The sequence below is a fragment of the Pararhizobium sp. genome, from assembly GCF_035497515.1.
In the GTDB taxonomy this organism is placed as follows: domain Bacteria; phylum Pseudomonadota; class Alphaproteobacteria; order Rhizobiales; family Rhizobiaceae; genus Pararhizobium.
Genome location: NZ_DATJDJ010000012.1, coordinates 37,603 through 60,480, shown reverse-complemented (window position 1 = coordinate 60,480; position 22,878 = coordinate 37,603). Strand labels below are relative to the sequence as shown.

Below are 22,878 nucleotides of genomic sequence, written 5' to 3'. Positions count from 1 at the left end.
GGCAGCAGTGCCGCCGACATGGCAGCCTTCATCGTGCGGCGGCATATCAGCAAGGAAGCCGAGCGCAATGCGCTGGAAGTGCTGCAGATCGAAAAGGCCCGCACCGCGCTTGCCATCCAGACCCGCAAGCCGCTGTCCATCGAGTGCAAGGACCCGCGCATTCGCGCCGTTCTGATCATCATGGAGCAGCATGTCGAGAGCACCTTGCCGATCGAGGAACTGGCCTCGTCGGTCGGCCTGTCGCGGCGGCAGATGGAGCGGCTTTTCATGAACGAGACCAAGAGTTCGCCCGCTCTCGTCTACCGGCGGGTGCGCATGGAGCGGGCCAAGCAGTTGCTCACCAGGACCAAGGCGCCGCTGATCGAGGTTGCGCTCGAGGTCGGCTTCGAGAACGCCTCGCATTTCTCCCGCGCCTTTTCGCAGGCCTTTGGACAGAGTCCGACGAAACTCCGGGCAGCGCTGGCCGCCATTGAGGATTGAGCGGAACGGTCAATCCTCGAACCGGCCTTCGTTTTCACGGTCGCGCTCATAAAGCCGCGTTGAAAACGGCGGCAGCCAGGATTCACGGCGGATCGTCCAGAGCTCGTATGTCGGCTGGAACTGGTCGGGAGCGTCGAGTGATCCGAGATTGACCTCGATCTCGTCCCCCGTGCGGGCAAAAACCGGCGAGCCACAGCGCGGGCAGAAGAAGCGGCCGGCATAGTCACGCGTCTCGCCTTCGATCGCCACCGCATCCTCGGGGAAGATGGCGGACGCGTGAAACAGCGCGCCGTGGTGCTTGCGGCAGTCGAGGCAGTGGCAGATGCCCACCCGGTATGGGCTTCCGGTCGCGACGAAGTGGACATCGCCGCAGAGGCAGCCGCCTGTAAATTGCTTCATGATGCATCTCCTCATCGAGCCGGCAATGTGCCTGGCGAAGAGCACCGCAATTGCCGGCTGCAGTCAAGAATGCAGCCGGAAAATGGAATACGAGATCTCACTCGTTCGCATAGCCGGAAAGCGTGTCGGGCAAGAACGTCGCTGTTGAGCGCTCTTGCCCGACTGGCCGGTGGAGGGAGATTTCCACCAGGTTATTGTAGGGCTCCTCCATCGCGCCGAAGCGTCAGGCCGGACGCCTTGTCAAACAGGTGGATGCGCGCCTCATCGAAGGAGAATGTCAGCCGTTCACCAGTCTTGGGGCAGGATGCGGCATCGACCAGGGCGCCGATTTCCTTGCCGCCGATCCTGAAGGTCACCAATGCGTCGTTGCCATGGAACTCGATGAGATCGGCGACGCCGGTCAGGACATTGCCGGCGGTTGAAGGCGCCTGAACCAGATCCGGCGGGCGGATACCCAGCACGGCCTCCTGACCGGGTTTCAGGTCAAAACCGTGCCCGGAAATACGGATATCGGTTCCTTCCGTCCGCAAGAGCCAGCCGGTCTCCTCCCGAGCAATGGTGACATCGATCAGGTTCATGTTGGGCGTGCCGATGAAGCCGGCGACGAACAGCGTGCGCGGCTTGCCATAGATTTCGGCCGGTGTTCCCACCTGCTCGATCGCACCGCCCTTCATCAGCACGATGCGGTCGGCGAGCGTCATCGCTTCCAGCTGGTCATGGGTCACATAGATCGTCGTCGTCTGCAGCTTCTGGTGAAGCCGCGCGATCTCGACGCGCATGTGGTGCCTAAGCTTGGCGTCGAGGTTTGACAGCGGCTCGTCGAACAGGAACACCTTTGGCGTCTTGATCATGGCGCGTGCGATCGCCACGCGCTGCTGCTGGCCGCCGGAAAGCTCGGCCGGTTTGCGCGCGAGATAGGGTTCCAGTCCCAAGGTGGCGGACACGGCCTTGATGCGCTGGTCGATATCGGCCTTCGATATCTTCATTCGCTTCAGGCCGAAAGCGATGTTGTCGTAGATCGACATGTGCGGATAGAGCGCATAGTTCTGGAAGACCATGGCGACGCCGCGGTCGCGCGGCTCCAGTTCATTCACCGTCGTGCCGCCGATCGAGACCGTTCCGCCGGAGATTTCCTCAAGCCCGGCGATCATCCGGAGCAAGGTCGATTTTCCGCATCCGGACGGACCGAGGAAGACGATGAATTCGCGGTCGGCGACGTCGAGGTTGAAATCGCTGATGACATTGACGGCGCCATAGTTCTTGTCGACGCCGGAGCAAACGATATTCGACATCTCAGTGTCCTCCCGCTTCCATGCGGATATGCAGTTTCACATCCGTTGGCCGGCCGGCGGCGGCCCGTTCGAACGCGGCGATGCTCTCGGCGAAATCGAAGGTTTCGGTGATGAGCGGCCTCAGGTCGACCTTGCCCGAGGCGATGAGCTGGAGCGCCCGGTCGAAGATATTGGCATAGCGGAACACCGTCTCGATGCGCACTTCCCGGGCAATGGCGCCGGAGACATCGAAGCTCACCGGCTGGACCGGCAGTCCGACCAAAACCACCGCACCGCCCGGCCGGACGAGATCGAACAAGCCGGAATAGGCCTTGGCGCTGCCGCTGGCTTCAAAGACGATATCGGCACCCCAGCCGGCGGTGCCGGCCTGAACGGCGTCGTTCAGATCCTGCCCGCCGATATTGACGGGAATGATCCCCGGATAGCGGCCTGCGATCGCCAGCTTTTCCGCGCTGAAATCGGAGACGTAGACGCAGGCGCAGCCGCCGGCCAGCGCCGCCAGCGCCACCATGATGCCGATGGGTCCGCAGCCGACGACCACGGCGACATCGCCGGGTGATATCCGCGCGCGCGCGGCGGCCTGCATGCCGATCGCGAAAGGCTCCACCATCGCACCTTCGGCGAAGCTGACATTGTCCGGCAGCTTGTAGGTAAAGGCGGCGGGGTGGACGACATAGGGCGTCAGCACGCCATGGATCGGCGGCGTTGCCCAGAACCGAACATCCGGATCGACATTGTAGATCCCAAGTTTTGACGCGCGTGAGGAAAGGTTCGGAATACCCGGCTCCATGCAGACGCGGTCGCCCACGGCCAGACCCTGCACATTCCCGCCGACCTCCACCACCGTGCCGGCGGCCTCGTGGCCCAGAACCATCGGCTCGCGCAGAACGAAGGGGCCGATCGCGCCATGGGTATAATAGTGCACGTCGCTGCCACAGATGCCGACCGTATGGATCCGGATCCTGACATCGTCGGGGCCGATGTCCGTCGGCAGGTCGATATCCCTGAGGGCAAGCACGCCCTTTTGCTCCAGAACGAGAGCTTCCATCTTGTGATCCTTTACGATGACTTACGCTTGAAGGCGCTGTTGAGCATGCCGCTCAAGACTCCGATGAAGAGCAGCGGCGGAATGGAAAGAAGAACGACCGACGCATTCAGGATGCCCCAGGGAACATCGCGGCCAAGCTGCGTCAGTTCCGAAGCGACGATCGGCAGCGTCTTGGCGTCGGAGGTCGTCAGCATCAGCGCGATCAGGAATTCGTTCCAGACCAGCACGAAACTGAAGGCGACGGCGCCGATCAGCGACCGCGAGGCGATCGGCAGCGCAATCAGGAAGAAGATCGCGAACGGTCCATAGCCATCGACGCGCGCCGCCTCCTCGACCTCCTTCGGCACGCGGCTGAAGGCGGGCACGCTGAGCCAGACGACGGTGGCAAGCGTCAGAAGGGTATAGGTCACGATCATCGACAGCCGCGTGTCGTACAAGCCGAAATCCAGCCAGATGACCATCAGCGGGATGGCAACGGCGACCGGCGGCAGGAAGCGCAGCGACAGGACGAAGAACTGGATATCCTTCGACCAGCGGTTGGGATAACGCGCGATCGCATAGGCGGCCGGCAAGCCGAGGACCGCACCGATCAGCACCGCCATTCCGGAGATGATCACCGAGTTGATGAGGCCGGCAAAGACGCTGCCACGCCCCAGCACATAGGCGAAATTGTCGAGCGTCGGGGTGAAGAAGAACAGCGGCGTCGGCGTGACGATATCGACGCGGTTCTTGAAGGCGTTGAGAATAGTCCAGAAGACGGGGAAGACAGCGGAAAAGGCGGCCAGCGCAAGGATAACCTTTCCGGCGGTGCGGCCGAGGTGACGCGAACTCATATCCTGGCCCTCTTCCAGAGAAAGGTGAAGGCGACCGATGTCGCGATCATCATCAACACGGCCATGCTCGAGGCATAGGAAATCCGGCCGGATTCGATGAAGCCTTGCGAAAAGGCGTACATATCGAGTGTTTCCGTCGAAATGCCGGGTCCGCCGCGGGTCATGACATAGATGAGGTCGAAGGCGCGCAGCGACTCGATCATCTTGACGAAGGCCAGCGAGATCAGCGGCGCCTTGAGCATGGGCAGCGCGACATAGGCATAGATTTCCCAAGTCCTGGCGTGATCGAGCCGTGCGGCCTCGAAGGGCTGCGGCGGCAGAGTTTCCAACAGCTTCAGCACGATGACCGAGAAGAACAGACCCCATTGCCAGACATCGACCAGCGCGACGGTGCCGAGCGCCGTCAGCGGATTGGACAAGAGGTCCAGCGGTTGCCCGGTGATCGCCTTGTAGGGGTAGGTGATGATCCCGTAGAGCGGATGAAAGGCGAATTTCCAGACGAAGGCGGCAGAGACGCGCGGTAGGATCACCGGCACGAGGAACAGCAAGGACAGGATGTTGCGCATCTTCGGCGTCGTGCATTCGAACAGCAGGATGCCGAGCCCGATCGCCATCAGTAGCGTCAGGCAGACTGTCAACACTTCCCAGGTCAGGGAGACCTGAATGGCATTGATGAAGCGTCTGTCAGAAAAGAGAGATAGATAATTTACCAGGCCGACGAACTGGCCATCGGGGCGGCTAAGCTCGCGGTCCTGAAACGAAATGACGATGGCATAGACCGTCGGCACAAGGGCCAGCACGGCCAGGATGGCCATTGCAGGCGTCAGGAAGACTGCCGGCAAAACATGTTTGGCTTTCATGGGGTACCCCTCCGGCGATGAAACGCCGATGGACAGAAACCCCGGCGGACGAAGGCCCGCCGGGACACGGAAAGAGGCAGCTTTCTTTATTGGCTGCGCGCGACCAGATCCTTGGCAAAGCCGTCGAGCTCGTCGAGGCCATCCTTGATGTCGGTACGGGTACCGGTGATCAGCTCTTCGAGGATGATGCCCCAGCGGTCGCCGAGATCCGGCCATTGCGCGTTCTGCCAGAAATTCACCGCCGTCACCTTGCCGGTTTCGGCCAGAGCCTGGCCAAGATCCGGGCCATAGAGTTCGGCGAACTTGTCGCTCGTCATCACGCTCGTGCGGTTGAGTTCGCTGAACTGGCCTTCCTCGAGGCGGCGCTGCTCATTTTCCTTCGACGTTGCCCAGCCGATGAAGAGGCCGGCGCATTGCTTGGCCGCATCGTCCGCGTTCGCCTTGGTGCCGATGGCAAGACCATGGCCGTAACCGCCGCCGGTCAGCGGTGTCGGTGGCGGTAGGTATCCGATCTTGTCGGCGACCTGGGACGACTTCTTGTCGAGCGCCATGCCGACCAGCGGTGTCGATTCGATCGGCATTGCGACCTGGCCCGAGGTGAACGCGCCGACGGCCTCGTCCCAGCCGCCCGTCTGGCTGCCCGGGGCCGAGTATTTGAAGATCTTCAGATAGGCTTCGGTCGCCTTGACGGCCGCTTCGCTGTTGAATACCGGCGTCTTGCCGTCGAACCAGTTGCCGCCGAAGCCCTTGAAGAACGGCATCCAGCGCCAGACATTGGCGCCGGAACCGCGCTGGCCGCGAAGCGCCGTGCCATAGATGCCCTTGTCGGGCTGGTTCAGCTTTTCGACGGCCGCGACATATTCGTCGAGCGTCTTCGGCGGCTGGATGCCGGCGGCTTCCAGCAGGTCCTTGCGATAGACCATCAGGTCGCCGCCGCCGGTCAGCGGCGCGAACCAGACCTTGCCGTCATAGGTTGCGACCTTCTGGCGGCCGGGATCGAAATCCGCGTAGTCATAATCCTTGGGGTAATAGTCGAGCAGCGGCGCGACCCAGCCGGACGACGCGAAAAGCGCGACATTGGCCTCGTCAATATAATACACATTGTATTTGCCGATGGTCGAGGCGTCGGCCTTGGTCTTGGCGCGGCGATCGTTCTCGTTGAGATAGTCGATCTGGAAATCCGCCCCGCCTGACAGCTTGGTGAACTCGTCCTTGTAGTTCTCCAGCAGGGTCAGGCCGTCCCGCGGCTGGGCGAGGACGCGGATAGTGCCGGAGCACTCTGCGGCATGGGCTGCAGGGATTGCGGCGCCGAAAAATGCGCATGCGATAGCGATGCTCGAAACGAGCGATTTGATGATCATGATGTCCTCCTAAAGGTCCCTGACGCAGACGATCTCCCAATCGTTCTGCGCCTCCCGGCGATGTTGATCGCGGGCAAATAGTACGATCCATGGCGCAGACTACTAGCGCGTTCCATGCATCGAATCTGTACTTTAATGCATCAAGGAGATTGCCCCTCAAGCGATCGGACGGGGCGTCGCCGGCTCGTCAGCCTGCGATAGGCGGACGGTGTGACCTTGTGCTGCTTCAGGAAGGTCCTGTTGAAATTCGATATGTTGAGATAACCGACCTCGAAGCAGATATCGGTGATCGGCATATCGGTCTCCGACAAGAGCTTGCAGGCCTGCCAGATCCGGAGCTTGTTGACGTGATCGGTAAAGCTGTTGCCGGTGTTCTTCTTGAAGAAGCGCGAGAAGGCGCTTTCGCTCATGCCGGCAAGGTCGGCCACCTCGTTGATATGAATGTCGGATGCGAGATGCTCGAAAATATAGATCAGCGAGCGCTGCAGGACATCGAGATTCCCGGCGTCGAGTTTTGGCGCGAATTCGGGCGAAGACAGGATTTCGTATTCATCCGAGGATGAGAGCAGGTCCAGCAACTGGATGAACAGGGACAGACGTGCAAATCCCTTCATATTGCCCATCCGCTCGATCATCTCGGCGCCATCGCGCCGGGTGTTTCCGGTGAACACGAGGCCGCGCTCGCACCGGCTGAAGAAGGCGTCGAGCTGGTTGAACTCCGGCAGGGTTTCCGCGATCGTCTTCACGCGGGCCGGATCGAACTGGATAACGACATCCCTGCCCGCAATGATCTCGCCAGGCTCCGTCGCAGTGACCCAGTCATGCGGCAGGTTGGGGCCGACGACCGTCAGGTAGCCCGAATGAAATTCGCCGATATGGTCTCCGACAAAGGCCATGCCGCTGGCGTTGCGGATCAGGTGGACCTCGATTTCCGGATGAAAATTCCAGACATTGCGCTCCCAGGGATAATCATCGACCCGCCAAAGGAAGGTCTCGTTCACATCGGTCACGATGTGCTCGTAGGTGGGAAGATTGCCCGCAAGCGACGCCGTCTTCACGCCCAGGGCGCGTTTTGCTGCGGACGGCTTGTTGTTCTTCAGCATGACGCTCCCTCACTCTTCGCTCTTCGCTCTTCGCTATAACATGGCGCGTGACGGCTTTGGAGACCGGCAAGCAGGACGCACGCCCCTCTCGTCCGGCCCGGCACGCGGCTGAAATCACAACGCCTGAGCGAGACAACCGCTTCTCAATCCTCAACCTTCCAGAATCCCGCATGAAGTCGAGACCGGCGGCGAATGCACCGATGCAACAGTCCGGCGAAAGAATCGATGCTGAAGAGTTTTCTGTTGTGGCAGATAAAAAATCTGATTTACTGCCATCAGGCTTGTTGGCCTTCAGGGGGAATGCCGATGGTTTTGACTCGCAGAAAGACTTTGCTTGGTGGTTTGGCGTTACTAGGCGCGAGTGCGGTGCAAAAACCGGCTTTCGCGGCGGCAGCGTCCTATTTCAACGGCACGACTGTCGATAACGGCGTGACCTACAAGGCGACGAACTTCGCCAAGATCGATCCGAAATGGCACCGTCAGGTTGTCAAATATTTCAGCGCCGAGCCGATCGGCACCGTCGTCGTCGATACCAGGCATCACTTTCTCTATCTGATCATGGAGAACAAGACGGCGATCCGCTACGGCGTCGGCGTCGGGAAAGAAGGCTTCAAGTGGTATGGCCGCGCCACGATCGACAACAAGACGCTCTGGCCGAAATGGACGCCGCCACCGGAAATGCGCAAGCGCCATCCCGAGCTTCCGGAATTCGTCGAGGGCGGCTCGCCGAAGAACCCGCTCGGGCCGCGCGCCATGTACCTGCTGCGTGACGGCGTCGATACCGGTTACCGGTTCCATGGCACGTTGGATCCTGGCAGCATTGGCAAGGATGCCTCCAGCGGCTGCATCCGCATGTTCAACGAAGACGCCATCGACCTTTACCAGCGTTGCCCCATCGGGACGGCCGTGCAGGTTCTGCCGCACATTGCCGACCAGGCACCCCAGGTCAGCAACGCAACCCAGGTCGAATAGGAAATCCCTGATGTCTTCCATGATTGGCTTCACGAGGCGCCTTGCCGCCGCGGCCGCTCTTCTGGCGCTTGCCGGCTGCACGACACCCGATATCGCGGCTGTCGAAGAGCCCGCCGCCGTGCCGATGACCGGCAACACCAACGATCCGGCTCCCGGTTTCGAGACGGTTTCCACCGGCAGCGAGCAAGAGTTCATCCTCAATGTCGGGCGTCGGGTCTATTTCACCCAGGATTCGGCTTCGCTCGATTCCGTCGCACGGACGACATTGGACAAACAGGCGTCCTGGCTCAACCAGAACCCGAGATGGCTGGTCAAGCTGCAGGGTTTTGCCGACGATTCCGGCTCTGCGGCCAGCATGACGACGCTGTCGCAGAAACGCGCCGACGCGGCGATGGCCTATCTCGCTTCGAAGGGCGTCGATCCCAAGCGCATGTGGGCCAAGGGCTACGGTAACGACCGCGAGGTCCGCGATTGCAACGACCGCTCCTGCAAGGTCCAGAACCGCCGCGTCGTCGTCAACCTGCGCACCACGCGCGATTAGGCTTCATCCCGAAGTCCAGCGCTCGGACACAGAAGAAAAGAACCGGGCGTCGTCATACGCCCGGTTTTGTTTAAGAACGGCATGGATCCAGACGGGTGACGCGGAATGTGCCCCATGCAAACCTCTCGCTTCACACTTCCAGCTTTTCCGGCGCCGAGCTATTTGCGGCTTCGGGTGTCGGCGCGCTGCTCACCGGCAGTGGCGGCGTGTCGAGCAACTTGCGGATCGCCATGATGCCACTGGCCGTGTCCGACCAGCTTTGCCGCCAGACCAGCAGGCCGACGCTCGACACAGTGGCGATGATGAAGGCGGCCGGTCCGAGAAACCAGAGGGCGGCGGCGGCGGTGAAATAATAGGATCGGACACCGACGCTGAACGACCGGAGCGCCGGATTGACGACGAGCGTCAACGCCTCCGCCCAGGCCTCGATATCGCGCTGCTCCTCGCGCGAAGGGCTGGCACCGATGGCGGCGAGGCAATAGTTGATCTGCCGCACGGCCCATATAAAATCCGATAGGCCGCGCAACAGTGTCGCCATCACCAGGACGACCTTGCACTGGAACAGCCAGATCGGGGCCATCGCCGTGACCTTGCCGATGATGCCGGCCTCGACGCCGACGCTGGGTTCCACGAAGAGCGCGCTGCTCATGCCGACAATGACGATCAGATTGGCGGAGCCGAAAAACGAGGCCGAATTGATGGTATGGCCGAGGATGGCAGCGTCGCCAATGAAATTGTTGTCGCGCGTCAGCACTTCGCGCATCCAGGCCTTGCGAACCCGCATCATGTCGAGAAGAAGGCTGTTTGCCCGGCGCGGCCAACCGATCGCCATCATCGGCTCCATGCCGATCCACGTCACCAGAAACAGGACGATGGCAACCCAATCCAGATACTGCACAGACGATCTCCCCAGCCTCTCGACGGCAATAGAGAGCCGTGCAGCGGCGGCGTCAACGGCGAACGTGTTCGCCTCCTGCATAATTAAAGTGTTACAGCGACCTTTGCGCGTCATATTTGACGCGCGGCGCTGTGATTGCGGAGGCACTCGACAAGGCATGCCCGAGGCAATATTCGTCGTGACGACAAAGGGAGATGACGATGGCCACCGGACTGATAGCACTACTGGACGATGTGGCGGCGATTGCCAAGCTTGCGGCGGCGTCCCTGGACGACGTGGCGGCCCAGACGGCAAAGGCCGGCGCCAAGGCGGCCGGCGTGGTGATCGACGATGCGGCGGTGACGCCCCGTTATGTCGTCGGCCTGTCGCCGGCACGCGAACTGCCGATCATCGCCAGGATCGCGATGGGATCGCTGAAGAACAAGCTGCTCTTCCTGCTTCCGGCCTGCATGTTGCTTGGCTATTTCGCGCCCTGGCTCATCACGCCCCTCTTGATGCTGGGCGGCATCTACCTTTGCTACGAAGGCGCGGAAAAACTCTATGAGGCCTTGATGCCGCATGCGGCGCATGCGCATGAGGAGGCGGTTTTCGGTCCGATCGATCCGGTGGAACTGGAGAACCAGAAGATCAGCGGCGCGATTCGGACGGATTTTATCCTCTCCGCCGAGATCATGGCCCTGACACTTGCCAATGTCGCCACGTCGAACATCTACACGCAGGCTGCGGTGCTGGCCTCCGTCGGCATTCTCATCACGCTTGCCGTCTATGGCGTGGTCGCTATGATCGTCAAGGCGGACGATGTCGGCCTGTCGCTTGCAGCCTCGTCGGTTGGCGCATTGCGCGCCCTTGGTCGCGGACTGGTCATCGGCGTGCCCGTCTTCCTGAAAATTCTCGCCGCCATCGGCACCGCCGCCATGCTCTGGGTCGGTGGCAGCATTCTTGTCCACGGGCTTGCCGAACTCGGCTATCACGTGCCTGAGCATCTGATCGAAAGGATCGCCGGCATCGTCAGCGCGGCGATCGGCTTGTTGTCGGGCGCTGTCCATTGGCTGGTGACATCGGCGATCCAGGCTGTTCTGGCGATTGCCGTAGGTGCCGTGACGATCGTCGGTGTGCATGCCGCATCCCCGGTCCTTGCAACATTGCGGCCGAAGAACTCGTGACGGCAAAGGCCTCCCATCAAGACACAAGACGCAATGGCTGAATCCGGCTCACCGGCTCAAAACGCAAGTCCGATCCTCACTGTGTTTGTCGACGGGTGCTACGAGCCTCGGAGCCGGCAAGGCGGCTGGGCGTTCGTCGTCTATCGGCAGGCAGACGAAATCGCGTCCGGCTTCGGCGGCGTTGAAGATGCCGCCAACAATACGATGGAACTCATCGCTTTGCTCAACGCAGCCGAATGGATCGGGGCCAATGCCGGCCGTGATATCGTGGTCCTGTGGACCGATTCCGCCTATGCGCTGAACGGCTGCAATCGCTGGCGGCACATCTGGAAGAACAATGGCTGGAAGAAGATCAGCCCGAACGCGAAAGCCCGAAACCGGGCGATCCCGGATGTCGATCTCTGGAAGGCCATCGACGCTCAACTGGCCCGCATTCCGTTGGTCACCGTCTCATGGTGCAAGGGCCATTCCGGCCTTCCCGGCAATGAGCGCGCCGACGAACTGGCCGAAAACGGGCGTCTGCGCCGCGCATAGGCAACCAGACATGGCCTCCTCGATCAGACTCGGTGGGCGCGACAATATTCGATGATCTCGGTTTCGATCTCGGAGCAGATCATCTCGTACTCTCTGACGACCGAACAATTGTCCTCGCCCGGCGCCGCGCGCAGTCGCTGAAGCGCGACGCTCGCATCCTCATAGGCTTCGAAAAGACCGGTGACGGGAACGGATTTGGTCGCGAGCGCCTGAAGCTTGCCGCGCAATCGCGGCAATCGTAGCATCAGCCTGGAGAGGCCCCTCCCCCCCGCGCCGCGCGGCAATCCTTCGCCGCTGATTTCCAGGTTCATCAACCCACCTCCGGTCGAACGCAACTGGCGCATTCTATGTCCCGGGTGACGTTTGATAAGTACGTTACTGTAACAATGACTGGACCAATCCCGATGTCCGACGATTACGGAGCAAGCGAGCCGGGTCGCCGCTCCGTAATCGGTGTTATTCAGCCGAACGATTTGTCAGTGCAGTCCGAACAGTTTCAACAGTTCCTCGCGGTGGCGGACGAATTCCGGCGAACTGCGGTCGCGCGGACGGGGCAGATCGATCGGGATCAGGCGCGGTTCGCCGCCCTTGCCGCGTGGCAGGATCAGGATCCGGTCGGCAAGATAGATGGCTTCCTCGAGATCGTGGGTAACTAGAATGGTCGTCACATCCTCCTCCTGCCAGATGCGGGCGAGTTCCTGCTGCATCTCGATCTTGGTCATGGCGTCGAGTGCGCCAAGCGGTTCGTCGAGAAGCAGGATTTCCGGCTGTACGGCCAACGCCCGCGCGATACCAACCCGCTGCGCCATGCCGCCCGACAATTGCCGGGGATAGGCCGTTTCGAATGGCTGCAGCCCGACCAGCCGGACATAGTGGCGGGCCCGGCTTCTCGCCTGCTCACGGGACAGCCCGCCCGTTTCCAGTCCGAAGGCGACGTTGTCGAGCACGGTGAGCCAGGGCAGAAGCCGGGGCTCCTGAAAAATGACGGCTCGCTCCGCGCCGACACCCTTCACCGTCTTGCCATCGACGAGAACCGTGCCGGCATCGGCCTCCTCCAGCCCTGCCAGAACCCGCAGCAGGGTGGTCTTGCCGGAACCGCTCGCCCCGACGATGGCAAGGCTTTCACCGGGGCGAACATGGAGACTGATATCCTTCAGCACCTGAAGCGCTGAACCGTTGAGGCTGTAGGATTTGGAAAGGTGACGGATCGACACCTCCCCCCGGCGGGCTTCCTGCGTGCTGGTCATATCCGGTCCTCAGTTGCTGGCTGATTTGCTGTCGGTTGAAAGGAGGATGTCCTTGGCGGCCAGTTGACCCTCCTTCAGCTTGCCTTCGCGAACCAGCACATCGATCCAGAACTGGACGTCACGCTCGACCGGCAGACCGCCGGCACGCACGCCGTAGCCACGGAAGTACTGGGCGATATCCGGATTTTCACCACGCTCGGCAAGCGCCTTGGCGAAGATCTTCCTGGTTTCTTCCGGATGCTCGCGGGCGTAGTCGAGGGCGCGCGCCGACTGCTCGACGAAGATCTTCGACGCTTCCGGATGCTTGTCGGCGAAATCACGGCTCAGCACCACGAAACCGCCGGCAATCTCACCGAGCACATCGGTATCGTCGAAGATCGCCCGCAGACCGCCGTTCTTACGCGCCACACCCTCGAAGGTCGTTTGCCAATAGCCAAAGGCAGCAATATCGACCTGCCTGGAGCGCAGCACCTGCTCCAGTTGCGGCCCCGGAACGACGACCTGGTTGGCGGCATCCGTCGGCAGACCGACGGAATGCAGCGCTTCGCGAATGGTGTAATCGAGATGGGCGCCGAGCGTGTTGACGGCGATGCTCTTGCCGGCAATGTCCTTGATATCCTTGATCGGGCTGTCGTCGAGCACGTAGAAGATCGATTGCACGTCACTGTTGATGCCGTTCGACGGATAGGCCGCGACGAAATCATTGCCGCCGATGATCGAGTTCAGGACGGCCGCCGACGCAGCACTGCCAATTTCGACATCGCCCGATGCAAGGGCGATCAGCGAGGCCGGACCACCCCCGGCATAGCCGATGTTTTCGAGCGTGATGCCGGTGCCATCGAAATAATCGAGTTCCGCCGCCAGTTCATAGGCCGACAGGCCACCCTGGCTGGCAAGGTAACGGAGCTTCACTTCGTCAGCGGCGGCTGCGGGCGTCGATAAACCGACGGCGATGGCGGCAGACAGGAGGAGGTTGCGCAAATGGAATGTCATGGCTGTTTCCTTTGATAGGTGAAAATCGGGAGAGGAGGGTCACGCGCCGGGCTGGGACCAGCGGCACAGCCTGCGTTGCAGCAGGACAAGCAGCGCATTGGCGGCGAGCCCGAGAAGGGCAAGCAGAAGGATCGCCGCGAACATCAGCGGGATCTGGAAGTTGTACTGGGCGTTCATGACCTGGAAGCCGACGCCCTTGTTGGCGCCGATCATCTCGGCGGCGATCAGCAGCAGAAGCGCCGTCGTCGCAGAGAGACGCAGGCCGACGAAGATCGCCGGCACCGAGGCCGGCAGGATGACACGGCGGAAAATCGTCAGCGGCCCGGCTCGGTAGGTCCGCGCCATCTCGATCAGCTTTTTGTCCACTTCCTTGACGCCGCCGATCGTAGCCAGCAGGATCGGGAACAGCGTCGCCCAGAAGATGACGAAGACCTTTGACATCTCGCCGAGACCCAGCAGCAGGATGAAGACCGGATAGAGGGCGAGTGCCGATGTCTGCCGGAAAAGCTGCAGGATCGGATCAAGCGCCTGCTCGACCACCCTGATCTGCCCCATGAACAGACCGAGTGGAATGCCCACCACGACGGCGGCGACAAAAGCGATGCCGGAGCGCTGGAAGCTGATGGCGATATCATCCAGAAGCGCGCCGCTGGCAATGCCGTGCCACAGTGCCGACAGGATCATGTCGAGCGGCGGAAACACGGCCGGGTTGACCCAGCCGTGGGTGCTCGACACCTGCCACAGGATAAGGAAGCTGAGGATGACGCCGTAGCGCGCAAGAAACTGGCGGAGCATACCGCGAACACGGGATGCCAGAAGCGAAGGTGTACGATCCCCGCCTTGCAGGCCAAGACCGGCCGGGAGAATGGAAGTGACGTCGAGCGACATATCTGCTTCTCCCTATTCGGCGGCCTGGAGGACGGCATTGGCCGCCCAACGATTGACGGGGAAAGGCAGGCCGAGATTTTCGCGCAGCGTCTTGCCCTCGTAAGCGGTGCGGAACAGGCCACGGCGCTGCAGTTCCGGGATCACCAGGTCCACGAAATCGTCGAGCGCTGTCGGAAGCCAGGGCGGCAGGATGTTGAAACCATCGGCCGCTTCGTTTTCGAACCAGGCCTGCAGCGTATCGGCGATCGTCTCGGGCGTGCCGACGATGGTGTAGTGACCACGAGCCGACGCGATCCACTGATAGAGCTGGCGGATCGAGAAATTGTTTTCATCGGCGATCTGGCGAATGAGCGCCTGACGGCTCTTCATGCCCTCGGTCGGCGGCGCCGGCGGCAGGGGGCCGTCGAGGTCGTATCCCCGCAAATCGAGCGTTCCGCCGGTCAAGCCGTTCAACAGGCCGATCCCGTCTTCCTCGACGATCAGCGAGGTCAGGCGATCGTATTTCTCGCGCGCTTCCTCCAGTGTCCGGCCGACAAAGGCGGAGACGCCGGGCATGACGAGGATATGATCGGGATTGCGGCCAAGCGACCGGGCGCGCGCCTTGATGTCGCGATAGAATTCCTGGGCGGTCTCGATGTGCTGGTGGGCGGTGAAGATCACCTCGGCCGTCGCTGCCGCCAGTCCACGCCCGTCCTCGGACTGCCCGGCCTGGACGATGACAGGATATCCCTGCGGCGACCGCGAGACGTTGAGCGGACCGCGCACCTTGAACTTCTCGCCGCGATGGTCGGTATCGTGCAATTTGTCGGGATCGAAGAAGACGCCGGTTTCCTTGTCGCGGATGAAGGCATCATCCTCGAAACTGTCCCAGAGCTTCTTGACGACTTCGACATGCTCGCGGGCGCGGCGATAGCGCTCGGCATGGGGAAGCTGCGTCTCGAGATTGAAGTTCTGCGCCGTCAGGTCGCCCGTCGTCGTCACCACATTCCACCCCGCACGGCCCTTTGAGATGAGGTCCAGCGAGGCGAATTTGCGGGCGGTCGTGTAGGGCTCCTCGTAGGTGGTCGATGAGGTGGCGATGAAACCGAGATGGGTCGTGAATGGCGCAAGGGCCGAGAACAGCGTCACCGGCTCGAAGCCCGCCACCTTGGCATTGCCACCTTCGCGCGCGCCGCCAAAACCGACGGCGAGGTTGTCGGCCAGGAAATAGGCATCGAACAATCCACGTTCCGCCGTCAGTGCCAGTTGCTTGTGGAACTCGAAACTGGTGGCGCCATCGGCCGGCTGATCTGGATGCCGCCATGCGGCGACATGCTGCCCTCCACCGGGAAGAAATGCTCCAAGCCTGATCTTGCGTGTCATGACGTTTCCTCTCTTTGCTCGCATCCGAGGCACAATCGATGCCAATAACCAGAGCGTACTTTGTCTATATTTTTAGTAGAGAAATGGCGTTCGGTGTTTTGTCGCAGCGGTAAAATGATTTTTCGCGCATGAGGGAAATATGAAACGAATGGACGCATCGGAAAAACTTCGCGGTCCTTGAAGCCTGCCTGCAGCAGAAGCCCACCGGTATCGCTGAAGCGGCAATGACGGTTCACTCCCTCCCCGTCCGCCGTTCCGGAAAATTCTGCAATTTTCCTCTTGCACCTCTAGCCACTAGAGCATGTATTGGATGGATCCTGACAACAGGAGCCGATCATGACCACGAACGCGATACAGTCCCGATACCGGGTGGATGGCATGGATTGCGCCAGTTGCGCGTCCAAGATCGATACCGCGATACGCCGCATGCCGGGTGTTTCGGATGTTTCCGTATCTGTCACCGCAGGTACGATGACCGTTCGTCACGACGCCAGCAGCGATCTTGCGGCCATTGCTCGGAAGGTCACCGGGCTCGGCTATCCCGTCTCGCCGCTTGGCCAGAAGGATGCCGCTCCCACGATGAAGGGATCCTGCTGCGGCCCTGATCACGGCAGCCACGACCATCACGGGCACAGTCACGCTCACGACGCCCACGAAGGCCACGATCATGCAAAGCCGGTCGTGGCCGAAACCATCGGGCTTCACGGCCATGATCATGGTCCGACCGACGGTTCCTGGTGGAAGAGCCGCAAGGGCAAGCTGACGATCGCCTGCGGCGCGGCAGTGGTCGCCGCCTATGGCATCGGCCATCTCGTGCCATCGATCGCGTCTGTTCTCTTCATCGCAGCCATGCTGGTCGGGCTGATCCCGATCGCCCGCCGCGCCATCATGGCAGCCATGGCCGGCACGCCTTTTTCCATCGAGATGCTGATGACGATCGCCGCCGTCGGCGCCGTCTTCATCAATGCCGGCGAAGAAGCCGCCGCCGTCGTCTTCCTCTTCCTCGTCGGGGAATTGCTCGAAGGTGTGGCAGCCGGCAAGGCGCGCGCCAGCATCCAGGCGCTGACAGCACTCGTTCCGAAGACTGCGCTTCTCGAAGAAAACGGCCAGACCCGCGAGGTCGCGGCCGACAGCCTGTCGATCGGCGACATCATTCTGGTACGGCCCGGTGACCGCATTCCCGCTGATGGCACCATTGTCTCAGGCGAAGGCGCGATCGATGAATCGCCGGTCACAGGTGAAAGCACCCCGGTCAACAAGGGCGTGGACGCCATCGTTTTTGCCGGAACCATCAACGCGGTTTCCGCCCTGCGCATCCGGGTCACGGCTGCCGCCGCCGACAACACCATCGCCCGCGTCGTCAAGCTGGTCGAGGAGGCACAGGAATCCAAGGCGCCGACGGAGCGCTTCATCGACCGGTTCTCGCGTTATTATACGCCCGGCGTGGTCGTCGTCGCCGCGCTTGTCGCGATCGTGCCGCCGCTGCTTCTCGGCGGGATCTGGAGCGAGTGGATCTACAAGGGCCTCGCCATTCTGCTGATCGGCTGCCCCTGCGCGCTCGTTATTTCGACGCCGGCGGCGATCGCCGCCTCGCTGTCATCCGGCGCCCGGCGCGGATTGCTGCTGAAAGGCGGCGCTGTCCTGGAAAATATCGGCCGCGTCACCGCCGTCGCGCTCGACAAAACCGGCACGCTGACCGTCGGCAAGCCGAAAGTCACGGAGATCATCGCCTTCGATCGTTCCGAACGGGACGTGCTGGTGTATGCAGCAGCGCTCGAGACCGGATCGAGCCATCCGCTGGCCATGGCAATCCTGGCCAGGGCCGCGGAAGAGAACCTCACCCTTCCGCCCGTCAACGATGCAAGGGCGCTTGGCGGCAAGGGCGTGACTGCGACCGTGAATGGTGCGGAGACCTTTCTGGCTTCGCCCAAGGCCGCGAGCGAACGCCTTGCACTCTCCGGCGAGCAGATGGCGCGGATCACGGCGCTGAACGACGACGGCAAGACCGTCTCGGTGCTGTTCATCGGTGACATTCTGGCCGGCGCCATCGCCATGCGCGACGAACCGCGCGCCGATGCCTTGGCCGGCCTGAAGGCGCTGACGGATGCCGGCATACGGACGGTGATGCTGACCGGCGATAATGCCCGTACGGCCCAAGCCATCGGCAGGCAGCTCGGTATCGAGGTTCGCGCCGAACTGATGCCGCAGGACAAGCAGCGCATCGTCGGTGAACTGAAAGCCGAAGGCCTCGTCGTTGCCAAGGTCGGGGACGGCATCAACGACGCACCGGCGCTCGCCGCCGCCGATGTCGGCATCGCCATGGGCGGCGGCACGGACGTCGCGCTCGAAACGGCGGATGCCGCCGTGCTGCACGGCCGCGTTGCCGACGTCGCCGCCATGATCGGCCTGTCGAAGCGGACTATGGCCAATATCCGCCAGAACATCACCATAGCGCTGGGCCTGAAGGCGGTCTTCCTCGTCACCACCATTCTCGGCATCACGGGGCTCTGGCCGGCTATTCTGGCTGATACCGGCGCGACGGTGCTGGTGACGATCAACGCCCTGCGGCTGTTGCGGCCCATCGCCACGTCTTGAAATGGCAGACGGCACGGATCACATCACAGCACCGCGCGTCGAGAATGACGCGCAAAGGTCGCTGTAGAACATTAAATATGCTGACGGAAACGGAGTTGCAGCATGCTGACCATCGGTGACCTCTCCCGTTCGACGGGCGTCAAGATCCCGACGATCCGCTATTACGAGCAGATGGGGCTGCTGTCCCATGCCGAACGTTCCGACGGAAACCAGCGGCGCTATTCCACGCGCGAGCAGGAGCGCCTATCCTTCATCCGCCATGCCCGCGATCTCGGCCTCACCATCGATGCGATCCGGGAACTGATCGATCTCAGCCAGCATCCGGACCACCCCTGCGCCGATGCCGACCGGATCGCCGAGACGCAGCTTGTCGAGGTGCGCAGCAAGATCGCCAAGCTCCGCAAGCTTGAAACCGAGCTCGAGCGGATCACCAGCCATTGTCACGGCACGCAGGTGAAGGACTGTTACGTCATCCGGGCGCTCGCCAACCACGATCTCTGCGAGACCGATCACGGCTGACAGGGGCGCAGGGAACCAGGGGCACGGGGATACAATCCAGCCCCCCCGGCGCGCTTCAGTCCGCGGTGACGTCCCAGTTGTCATCCGGATTGAACGTCTTGATGCCGGCCGCGATCTTCTCGGTATCGTCGCCCAGGTCCGCCTGGTAGACGGTGCCGTTGGCATTGATCTCGAACGTGTTCACGCCGGTCTCGCCATAGCGGATCGGCCAGGCGATCAACGCGAAGCCGGCGATCATGTTGCCGTTGATGATGTAATCAAATTTGCCACCGGCGATGTTTTGCCCCTGACTGGTGAGAATGCGATACCGATAACCGAAATAACCGGCACCGGCTTTCGCCTTGGACAGGGCCTCGTCGCTCTCGAAAGCATCGCCGGCGGGGCTGTCGCCAGCGCCAAGATCCGGCGACCAGTAGAGGCCATCGGTCTTGCCATCGCTGCTGAGCAGCTTCTGGGCATATTCCATGACGCCGTCGTCATCATGATCCGCCGAGGCATATTCCTTCTGTGCGTCGACATATGCGCGCAGCGTGTCGATCGTCTGGAGTTCGTTTTCACCGACGCGGCGGTTGATGATCTCCTCGAAGCCGGCAAAGGTATCGAAAGCCCACTTGCCGTCGTCACCCTTGACGATGGGGAATGGCAGGGTCCAGAGCTGATCGCCGATATCGAGCAGCTTGCGGCCATCGACATCGCGGACGATAAGCTTCTTTTTGGCGCCATCGCGGATCTCGGCATAGGTGTCCATGACCCCTTCCGCCGTCTTCGTCCTCCCCGGATCAAGGCCGAGAACCGTAGCGAGCGTGTCAAAGTCATCCGCCGCCACCGCCGCCTTGAAGGCATCGACGGCCTGTTCCGGCGTATCGAACAGAGGTGGGGCCTTCTCGGAAGCGTAACCGGCGATCACGGAATCATCCGTTGGTTCGGCGGCAATCGCAAACCCGGCGACCGAGCCCAGAAGGACGGCTGAAAACACCGAACTCAGAAGCAATTTTTTGACGGAAAGTGTCATGACTGTCTTCCTTGTTCCACACATTACCGGCGACGTCCGCCACCGCCGCGACCACCGCCGCCGTGATGTATCTTCCGCCCGCCGCCGCCATGGACCTGTCGTCCTCCGCCGCCGCGATTGCCGCCGCCCATCGATTGCCGGCCGCGGTCGGACTGGATCTGCGTGCGCCGGCCATTGTCGACATTGCCCATTGCCGAAGGTTTCCTGGGGCGATTGTCGACCCGGCCCGCCGGCTTCGGCTTCGCCGCCGGCCGGTTGGCTTTCACATTGCCCTTGGCCTTCGGCTTCGCATTGGCCGCGCGGTTAGCGGCCTGGCCCTGCTTCTTGCCGGCCGCCGCTGCGGCCTTGCCGTTGCCGGCCTTGTTGCGCGCGGTCGCCTTATCGCGCGCGGCTGCCTTGTCGCGGTTGATCCGGTCCGCATCGATCTTGCTGTTGCGGACGTCCTTGACCGAGATATTGCCGGGCTTGTTGCTGATATTGCCGACGCGATCGTTGCTGATGTTGTTGGCTCTGGCCTTGAAGCTGTTGCGACCGTCAGCCTTGATATTGTTCTTGAAAGCGTGGTGGTCGATCTTGTTGAACTGGTTCCGGTCGAAGTTGATCTTGTCGCGATCGACGTTTTTCCAGTCGACATCGCCGATGTTCACCTTGCCGTTGAAGTCGCGATTGTTGAAGCAATTGTTGCAGTCGATATCGACGTCGCCGTTCCAGCGGCCACCCCAGACGCCCCAATCATCCCAATCGACGACGGAGGCCCAGATCGCGCCCGTCACCGCGCCAGCGAAGAAGGTCGCGGTCGGCAGGTAATAGCTCGGATAGGGTTCCGGATAATATGCGATCGGCGCCGGCACATAATCCGGCTCGTAGAGCATTTCCGGCGGATATTGCGGAACGTAGATCTTTTCGCTGCTGACCGATTGGATCAGGACGTTGTCGTTTTCATGGACCACCTTGATCTTGTCGTCGGTCTTGATGATGTTGTCCGCGACGGCCTTGTCGCGCAACTGCTGGATGGCGATCAGCACGTCCTTCTGCTGGTTCGTCAGCGCCTCGCCGAGCGACTGCGTCCAGTCAAGATCCTCGCTCATCATCTTGACGATCTGAGGATAGTTCAGAAGCGAAACGATGCTGCCGTCCCAGGTGGACTTGGGCTTCAGGTCGGGCTTCTTCTTCAACTGATCCAGATAGCGCTGTGCCTCTATGATCTGCAGCGGATAAAGCGATGCGGAGGTAACCAGCGCGACCAGTTCGTCCGGATAGAGCGCGATGCGGGCCACGAGAACCTCGAGTTCCTCATCGGTCAGTGGCTCGGTCGTGTCGTCAGCCGCCGAAGCATCCGCGGTCGCCTGCGCGAAGGCGGGCGAGAAATGCACGGGCATGACCGTCGATATCGAAAAGGCGAGCATGAGCCCAAGACCTGCGGCGAGGCGTGATCCATAGATCAGAGGCATGTCTTCAATTCCCTTTTTGAGCGGAGTGGCATCCCTTGCAAATTCATGCGACAGGTGTCCGGCTCGCGTGACGCTGGTCGGCGGAATGGCAAACTGTCTCCATCGGCCGATTTCGTGTCGCGACATTCTCTCCGGGCCTGGGGCAAAGTATAGTTGGACTTAAGGCCAATTGCACCCATAATCTCAACCTTGCCTTGTCTGGATGAGAGGTGGCTCTGCAACGAGATGCCAGCTTGAAAGCGAACTTTGGAGCGGATACTGAATGAAAGCAGCCGGCGTGGTGTGACGGCTTCAGGAGGTTGGATTGCGTCTTATCCTGCGTGCCATTCTTGTCATCGCCCTTCTGTTGATCGTCATCCTGACCTCCGCCTGGGCCAGCCTGGCGCTCTGGTACCGCTTGCCCATGGCAGACATTCCGAGAGGCGTCATCGCGGGCCTGTTCGCCGTTCTCGGGCTTTTCACAGTGGTGACGCTGTTCGGACGCCGGCGGCTGAAGGCGATGATCGTCTACGCCGTGACATTCGCACTGGTCTGCATCTGGTGGAGCACGATCCAGCCGGACAGAAATGCCGACTGGGCGCCGGATGTCGCCCGGCAGGTTACCGGCACCGTCGATGGCGACATCCTGACCTTGACCGACCTGCGCGACTTCGGATGGCGCAGCAATACCGACTTCACCGAGCGCTGGGAAAACCGCAGCTACGATCTCAGCAGGATAGAAGGTATCGACCTGTTCATGTCCTATTGGGCGGGGCCGGAAATGGCGCATTTCATCCTGAGTTTCAGCTTCCAGGGCGGGGAACAGCTGGCCTGGTCAGTCGAGGTGCGGCGGCGAAAGGGCGGCGCCTTCTCACCCCTCGCCGATCTGTTCAAGACCAACCCTTTGGTGATTATCGCGGCCGACGAGCGCGATGTCGTCGGCGTTCGCTCGAACGTGCGCGGCGAGGACGTGCAAATCTACCGCCTGCGCGCATCGCCGGCGGCCGCGCGGCGCCTGCTTCTGGAATATGTCGCTGACGCCAATGCGCTGGCGCGAAAACCGGAATTTTACAATTCGCTGACAACCAACTGCACCACGACCGTCGTCAAGATGATGCGCGCCGTCGGCAGCGCCATCCCGTTCGACTGGCGATTGATCGTCAACGGTTATATTCCGGACTATGCCTACGATCACGATGCCGTCGACACATCTATACCACTGACGCAGTTGCGTGAGAGCGCGCATATCGCCGAACGCGCCAAGGCCGATGGCCTGTCTGAGGATTTCTCGAAGGCGATTCGCGTCGGCGTACCCGCGCCGGCCAGGCGGACGGCACCGTAAGTCATA

General features: G+C 61.6%; 22 protein-coding genes and 1 pseudogene. 8 read left to right on the top strand and 15 right to left on the bottom strand.

Features of this window, described 5'->3' with window-relative positions; all coding sequences use genetic code 11:
* The coding region (locus tag VL202_RS01255) for a helix-turn-helix domain-containing protein (RefSeq protein WP_325462374.1) at nucleotides 1-480 on the top strand (480 nt) is incomplete at its 5' end.
* A 9-nt stretch (nucleotides 481-489) separates the two neighbouring features.
* Here the strand turns inward: VL202_RS01255 and VL202_RS01250 are convergent.
* The 7 genes from VL202_RS01250 to VL202_RS01220 form a co-directional block, all read right to left on the bottom strand.
* Entirely contained in the window at nucleotides 490-879 is a 390-nt protein-coding gene (locus VL202_RS01250) for a GFA family protein (protein WP_325462373.1), read from the bottom strand.
* Between the two features lie 191 nt (nucleotides 880-1,070).
* Nucleotides 1,071-2,171 carry a sn-glycerol-3-phosphate ABC transporter ATP-binding protein UgpC gene (locus VL202_RS01245; RefSeq protein WP_325462372.1) on the bottom strand — a complete coding sequence of 367 codons (1,101 nt, stop codon included), beginning with the start codon at nucleotides 2,169-2,171 and terminating at the stop codon, nucleotides 1,071-1,073.
* A 1-nt stretch (nucleotide 2,172) separates the two neighbouring features.
* Nucleotides 2,173-3,219: an NAD(P)-dependent alcohol dehydrogenase gene (locus VL202_RS01240; protein WP_325462371.1), complete on the bottom strand. Its 1,047-nt coding sequence runs from the start codon at nucleotides 3,217-3,219 to the stop codon at nucleotides 2,173-2,175.
* Nucleotides 3,220-3,230: 11 nt separating this feature from the next.
* Entirely contained in the window at nucleotides 3,231-4,052 is an 822-nt protein-coding gene (locus VL202_RS01235; protein ID WP_325462370.1) for a carbohydrate ABC transporter permease, read from the bottom strand.
* On the bottom strand, nucleotides 4,049-4,912 hold the full coding sequence (locus VL202_RS01230) for a sugar ABC transporter permease (protein WP_325462369.1): 864 nt from the start codon (nucleotides 4,910-4,912) through the stop codon (nucleotides 4,049-4,051). Before VL202_RS01230 ends, VL202_RS01235 begins: the two co-directional genes overlap by 4 nt.
* 86 nt (nucleotides 4,913-4,998) lie before the next feature.
* On the bottom strand, nucleotides 4,999-6,273 hold the full coding sequence (locus tag VL202_RS01225) for a sugar ABC transporter substrate-binding protein (RefSeq protein WP_325462368.1): 1,275 nt from the start codon (nucleotides 6,271-6,273) through the stop codon (nucleotides 4,999-5,001).
* Between the two features lie 140 nt (nucleotides 6,274-6,413).
* Complete coding sequence (locus tag VL202_RS01220; RefSeq protein ID WP_325462367.1) at nucleotides 6,414-7,376, bottom strand: AraC family transcriptional regulator; 963 nt, start codon at nucleotides 7,374-7,376, stop codon at nucleotides 6,414-6,416.
* Nucleotides 7,377-7,682: 306 nt separating this feature from the next.
* Here VL202_RS01220 and VL202_RS01215 point away from each other — a divergent pair, with 306 nt between their 5' ends.
* Both VL202_RS01215 and VL202_RS01210 read left to right on the top strand, forming a co-directional pair.
* Complete coding sequence (locus VL202_RS01215; RefSeq protein WP_325462366.1) at nucleotides 7,683-8,348, top strand: L,D-transpeptidase; 666 nt, start codon at nucleotides 7,683-7,685, stop codon at nucleotides 8,346-8,348.
* A 10-nt stretch (nucleotides 8,349-8,358) separates the two neighbouring features.
* A complete protein-coding gene (locus VL202_RS01210) occupies nucleotides 8,359-8,889 on the top strand; it encodes an OmpA family protein (protein ID WP_325462365.1) in 531 nt (176 codons plus the stop codon).
* Between the two features lie 208 nt (nucleotides 8,890-9,097).
* Here VL202_RS01210 and VL202_RS01205 read toward each other — a convergent pair.
* Nucleotides 9,098-9,778 (bottom strand): annotated as a pseudogene (locus tag VL202_RS01205) (DUF599 domain-containing protein); the annotation flags it as partial.
* Between the two features lie 209 nt (nucleotides 9,779-9,987).
* Here VL202_RS01205 and VL202_RS01200 point away from each other — a divergent pair.
* Together VL202_RS01200 and VL202_RS01195 are read left to right on the top strand one after the other, a co-directional pair.
* On the top strand, nucleotides 9,988-10,950 hold the full coding sequence (locus VL202_RS01200) for a DUF808 domain-containing protein (protein WP_325462364.1): 963 nt from the start codon (nucleotides 9,988-9,990) through the stop codon (nucleotides 10,948-10,950).
* Between the two features lie 33 nt (nucleotides 10,951-10,983).
* The gene (locus tag VL202_RS01195) at nucleotides 10,984-11,484 is read left to right on the top strand and encodes a ribonuclease H (RefSeq protein ID WP_325462363.1); all 501 of its coding nucleotides are present in this window, start codon (nucleotides 10,984-10,986) and stop codon (nucleotides 11,482-11,484) included.
* A 23-nt stretch (nucleotides 11,485-11,507) separates the two neighbouring features.
* Here VL202_RS01195 and VL202_RS01190 read toward each other — a convergent pair whose 3' ends face one another.
* The 5 genes from VL202_RS01190 to VL202_RS01170 form a co-directional block, all read right to left on the bottom strand.
* The gene (locus VL202_RS01190; protein ID WP_325462362.1) at nucleotides 11,508-11,795 is read right to left on the bottom strand and encodes a hypothetical protein; all 288 of its coding nucleotides are present in this window, start codon (nucleotides 11,793-11,795) and stop codon (nucleotides 11,508-11,510) included.
* Nucleotides 11,796-11,960: 165 nt separating this feature from the next.
* Complete coding sequence (locus tag VL202_RS01185; protein ID WP_325462361.1) at nucleotides 11,961-12,731, bottom strand: ABC transporter ATP-binding protein; 771 nt, start codon at nucleotides 12,729-12,731, stop codon at nucleotides 11,961-11,963.
* A 9-nt stretch (nucleotides 12,732-12,740) separates the two neighbouring features.
* Complete coding sequence (locus tag VL202_RS01180; RefSeq protein ID WP_325462360.1) at nucleotides 12,741-13,724, bottom strand: ABC transporter substrate-binding protein; 984 nt, start codon at nucleotides 13,722-13,724, stop codon at nucleotides 12,741-12,743.
* A 39-nt stretch (nucleotides 13,725-13,763) separates the two neighbouring features.
* Entirely contained in the window at nucleotides 13,764-14,612 is an 849-nt protein-coding gene (locus VL202_RS01175) for an ABC transporter permease (protein WP_325462359.1), read from the bottom strand.
* A gap of 12 nt (nucleotides 14,613-14,624) precedes the next feature.
* Nucleotides 14,625-15,974, bottom strand: a complete 1,350-nt coding sequence (locus VL202_RS01170; RefSeq protein WP_325462358.1) for an LLM class flavin-dependent oxidoreductase — start codon at nucleotides 15,972-15,974, stop codon at nucleotides 14,625-14,627.
* Between the two features lie 336 nt (nucleotides 15,975-16,310).
* Here VL202_RS01170 and VL202_RS01165 point away from each other — a divergent pair, with 336 nt between their 5' ends.
* Both VL202_RS01165 and VL202_RS01160 read left to right on the top strand, forming a co-directional pair.
* Entirely contained in the window at nucleotides 16,311-18,569 is a 2,259-nt protein-coding gene (locus tag VL202_RS01165; protein WP_325462357.1) for a heavy metal translocating P-type ATPase, read from the top strand.
* Between the two features lie 102 nt (nucleotides 18,570-18,671).
* Complete coding sequence (locus VL202_RS01160; protein WP_325462356.1) at nucleotides 18,672-19,088, top strand: helix-turn-helix domain-containing protein; 417 nt, start codon at nucleotides 18,672-18,674, stop codon at nucleotides 19,086-19,088.
* A 55-nt stretch (nucleotides 19,089-19,143) separates the two neighbouring features.
* Here the strand turns inward: VL202_RS01160 and VL202_RS01155 are convergent, their stop codons facing one another.
* Both VL202_RS01155 and VL202_RS01150 read right to left on the bottom strand, forming a co-directional pair.
* Entirely contained in the window at nucleotides 19,144-20,100 is a 957-nt protein-coding gene (locus VL202_RS01155) for a DUF2950 domain-containing protein (RefSeq protein WP_325462355.1), read from the bottom strand.
* 23 nt (nucleotides 20,101-20,123) lie between these two features.
* Entirely contained in the window at nucleotides 20,124-21,551 is a 1,428-nt protein-coding gene (locus VL202_RS01150; RefSeq protein WP_325462354.1) for a DUF3300 domain-containing protein, read from the bottom strand.
* Nucleotides 21,552-21,855: 304 nt separating this feature from the next.
* Here VL202_RS01150 and VL202_RS01145 point away from each other — a divergent pair, with 304 nt between their 5' ends.
* Nucleotides 21,856-22,872 carry a DUF4105 domain-containing protein gene (locus VL202_RS01145; RefSeq protein WP_325462353.1) on the top strand — a complete coding sequence of 339 codons (1,017 nt, stop codon included), beginning with the start codon at nucleotides 21,856-21,858 and terminating at the stop codon, nucleotides 22,870-22,872.
* Nucleotides 22,873-22,878: the final 6 nt, after the last annotated feature.

What these genes read in the sequence shown, in the direction of transcription:
- VL202_RS01250 (WP_325462373.1), bottom strand. Translation starts at nt 879, where the DNA reads ATGAAGCAATTTACAGGCGGCTGCCTCTGCGGCGATGTCCACTTCGTC.
- VL202_RS01245 (WP_325462372.1), bottom strand. Translation starts at nt 2,171, where the DNA reads ATGTCGAATATCGTTTGCTCCGGCGTCGACAAGAACTATGGCGCCGTC.
- VL202_RS01240 (WP_325462371.1), bottom strand. Translation starts at nt 3,219, where the DNA reads ATGGAAGCTCTCGTTCTGGAGCAAAAGGGCGTGCTTGCCCTCAGGGAT.
- VL202_RS01235 (WP_325462370.1), bottom strand. Translation starts at nt 4,052, where the DNA reads ATGAGTTCGCGTCACCTCGGCCGCACCGCCGGAAAGGTTATCCTTGCG.
- VL202_RS01230 (WP_325462369.1), bottom strand. Translation starts at nt 4,912, where the DNA reads ATGAAAGCCAAACATGTTTTGCCGGCAGTCTTCCTGACGCCTGCAATG.
- VL202_RS01225 (WP_325462368.1), bottom strand. Translation starts at nt 6,273, where the DNA reads ATGATCATCAAATCGCTCGTTTCGAGCATCGCTATCGCATGCGCATTT.
- VL202_RS01220 (WP_325462367.1), bottom strand. Translation starts at nt 7,376, where the DNA reads ATGCTGAAGAACAACAAGCCGTCCGCAGCAAAACGCGCCCTGGGCGTG.
- VL202_RS01215 (WP_325462366.1), top strand. Translation starts at nt 7,683, where the DNA reads ATGGTTTTGACTCGCAGAAAGACTTTGCTTGGTGGTTTGGCGTTACTA.
- VL202_RS01210 (WP_325462365.1), top strand. Translation starts at nt 8,359, where the DNA reads ATGTCTTCCATGATTGGCTTCACGAGGCGCCTTGCCGCCGCGGCCGCT.
- VL202_RS01200 (WP_325462364.1), top strand. Translation starts at nt 9,988, where the DNA reads ATGGCCACCGGACTGATAGCACTACTGGACGATGTGGCGGCGATTGCC.
- VL202_RS01195 (WP_325462363.1), top strand. Translation starts at nt 10,984, where the DNA reads ATGGCTGAATCCGGCTCACCGGCTCAAAACGCAAGTCCGATCCTCACT.
- VL202_RS01190 (WP_325462362.1), bottom strand. Translation starts at nt 11,795, where the DNA reads ATGAACCTGGAAATCAGCGGCGAAGGATTGCCGCGCGGCGCGGGGGGG.
- VL202_RS01185 (WP_325462361.1), bottom strand. Translation starts at nt 12,731, where the DNA reads ATGACCAGCACGCAGGAAGCCCGCCGGGGGGAGGTGTCGATCCGTCAC.
- VL202_RS01180 (WP_325462360.1), bottom strand. Translation starts at nt 13,724, where the DNA reads ATGACATTCCATTTGCGCAACCTCCTCCTGTCTGCCGCCATCGCCGTC.
- VL202_RS01175 (WP_325462359.1), bottom strand. Translation starts at nt 14,612, where the DNA reads ATGTCGCTCGACGTCACTTCCATTCTCCCGGCCGGTCTTGGCCTGCAA.
- VL202_RS01170 (WP_325462358.1), bottom strand. Translation starts at nt 15,974, where the DNA reads ATGACACGCAAGATCAGGCTTGGAGCATTTCTTCCCGGTGGAGGGCAG.
- VL202_RS01165 (WP_325462357.1), top strand. Translation starts at nt 16,311, where the DNA reads ATGACCACGAACGCGATACAGTCCCGATACCGGGTGGATGGCATGGAT.
- VL202_RS01160 (WP_325462356.1), top strand. Translation starts at nt 18,672, where the DNA reads ATGCTGACCATCGGTGACCTCTCCCGTTCGACGGGCGTCAAGATCCCG.
- VL202_RS01155 (WP_325462355.1), bottom strand. Translation starts at nt 20,100, where the DNA reads ATGACACTTTCCGTCAAAAAATTGCTTCTGAGTTCGGTGTTTTCAGCC.
- VL202_RS01150 (WP_325462354.1), bottom strand. Translation starts at nt 21,551, where the DNA reads ATGCCTCTGATCTATGGATCACGCCTCGCCGCAGGTCTTGGGCTCATG.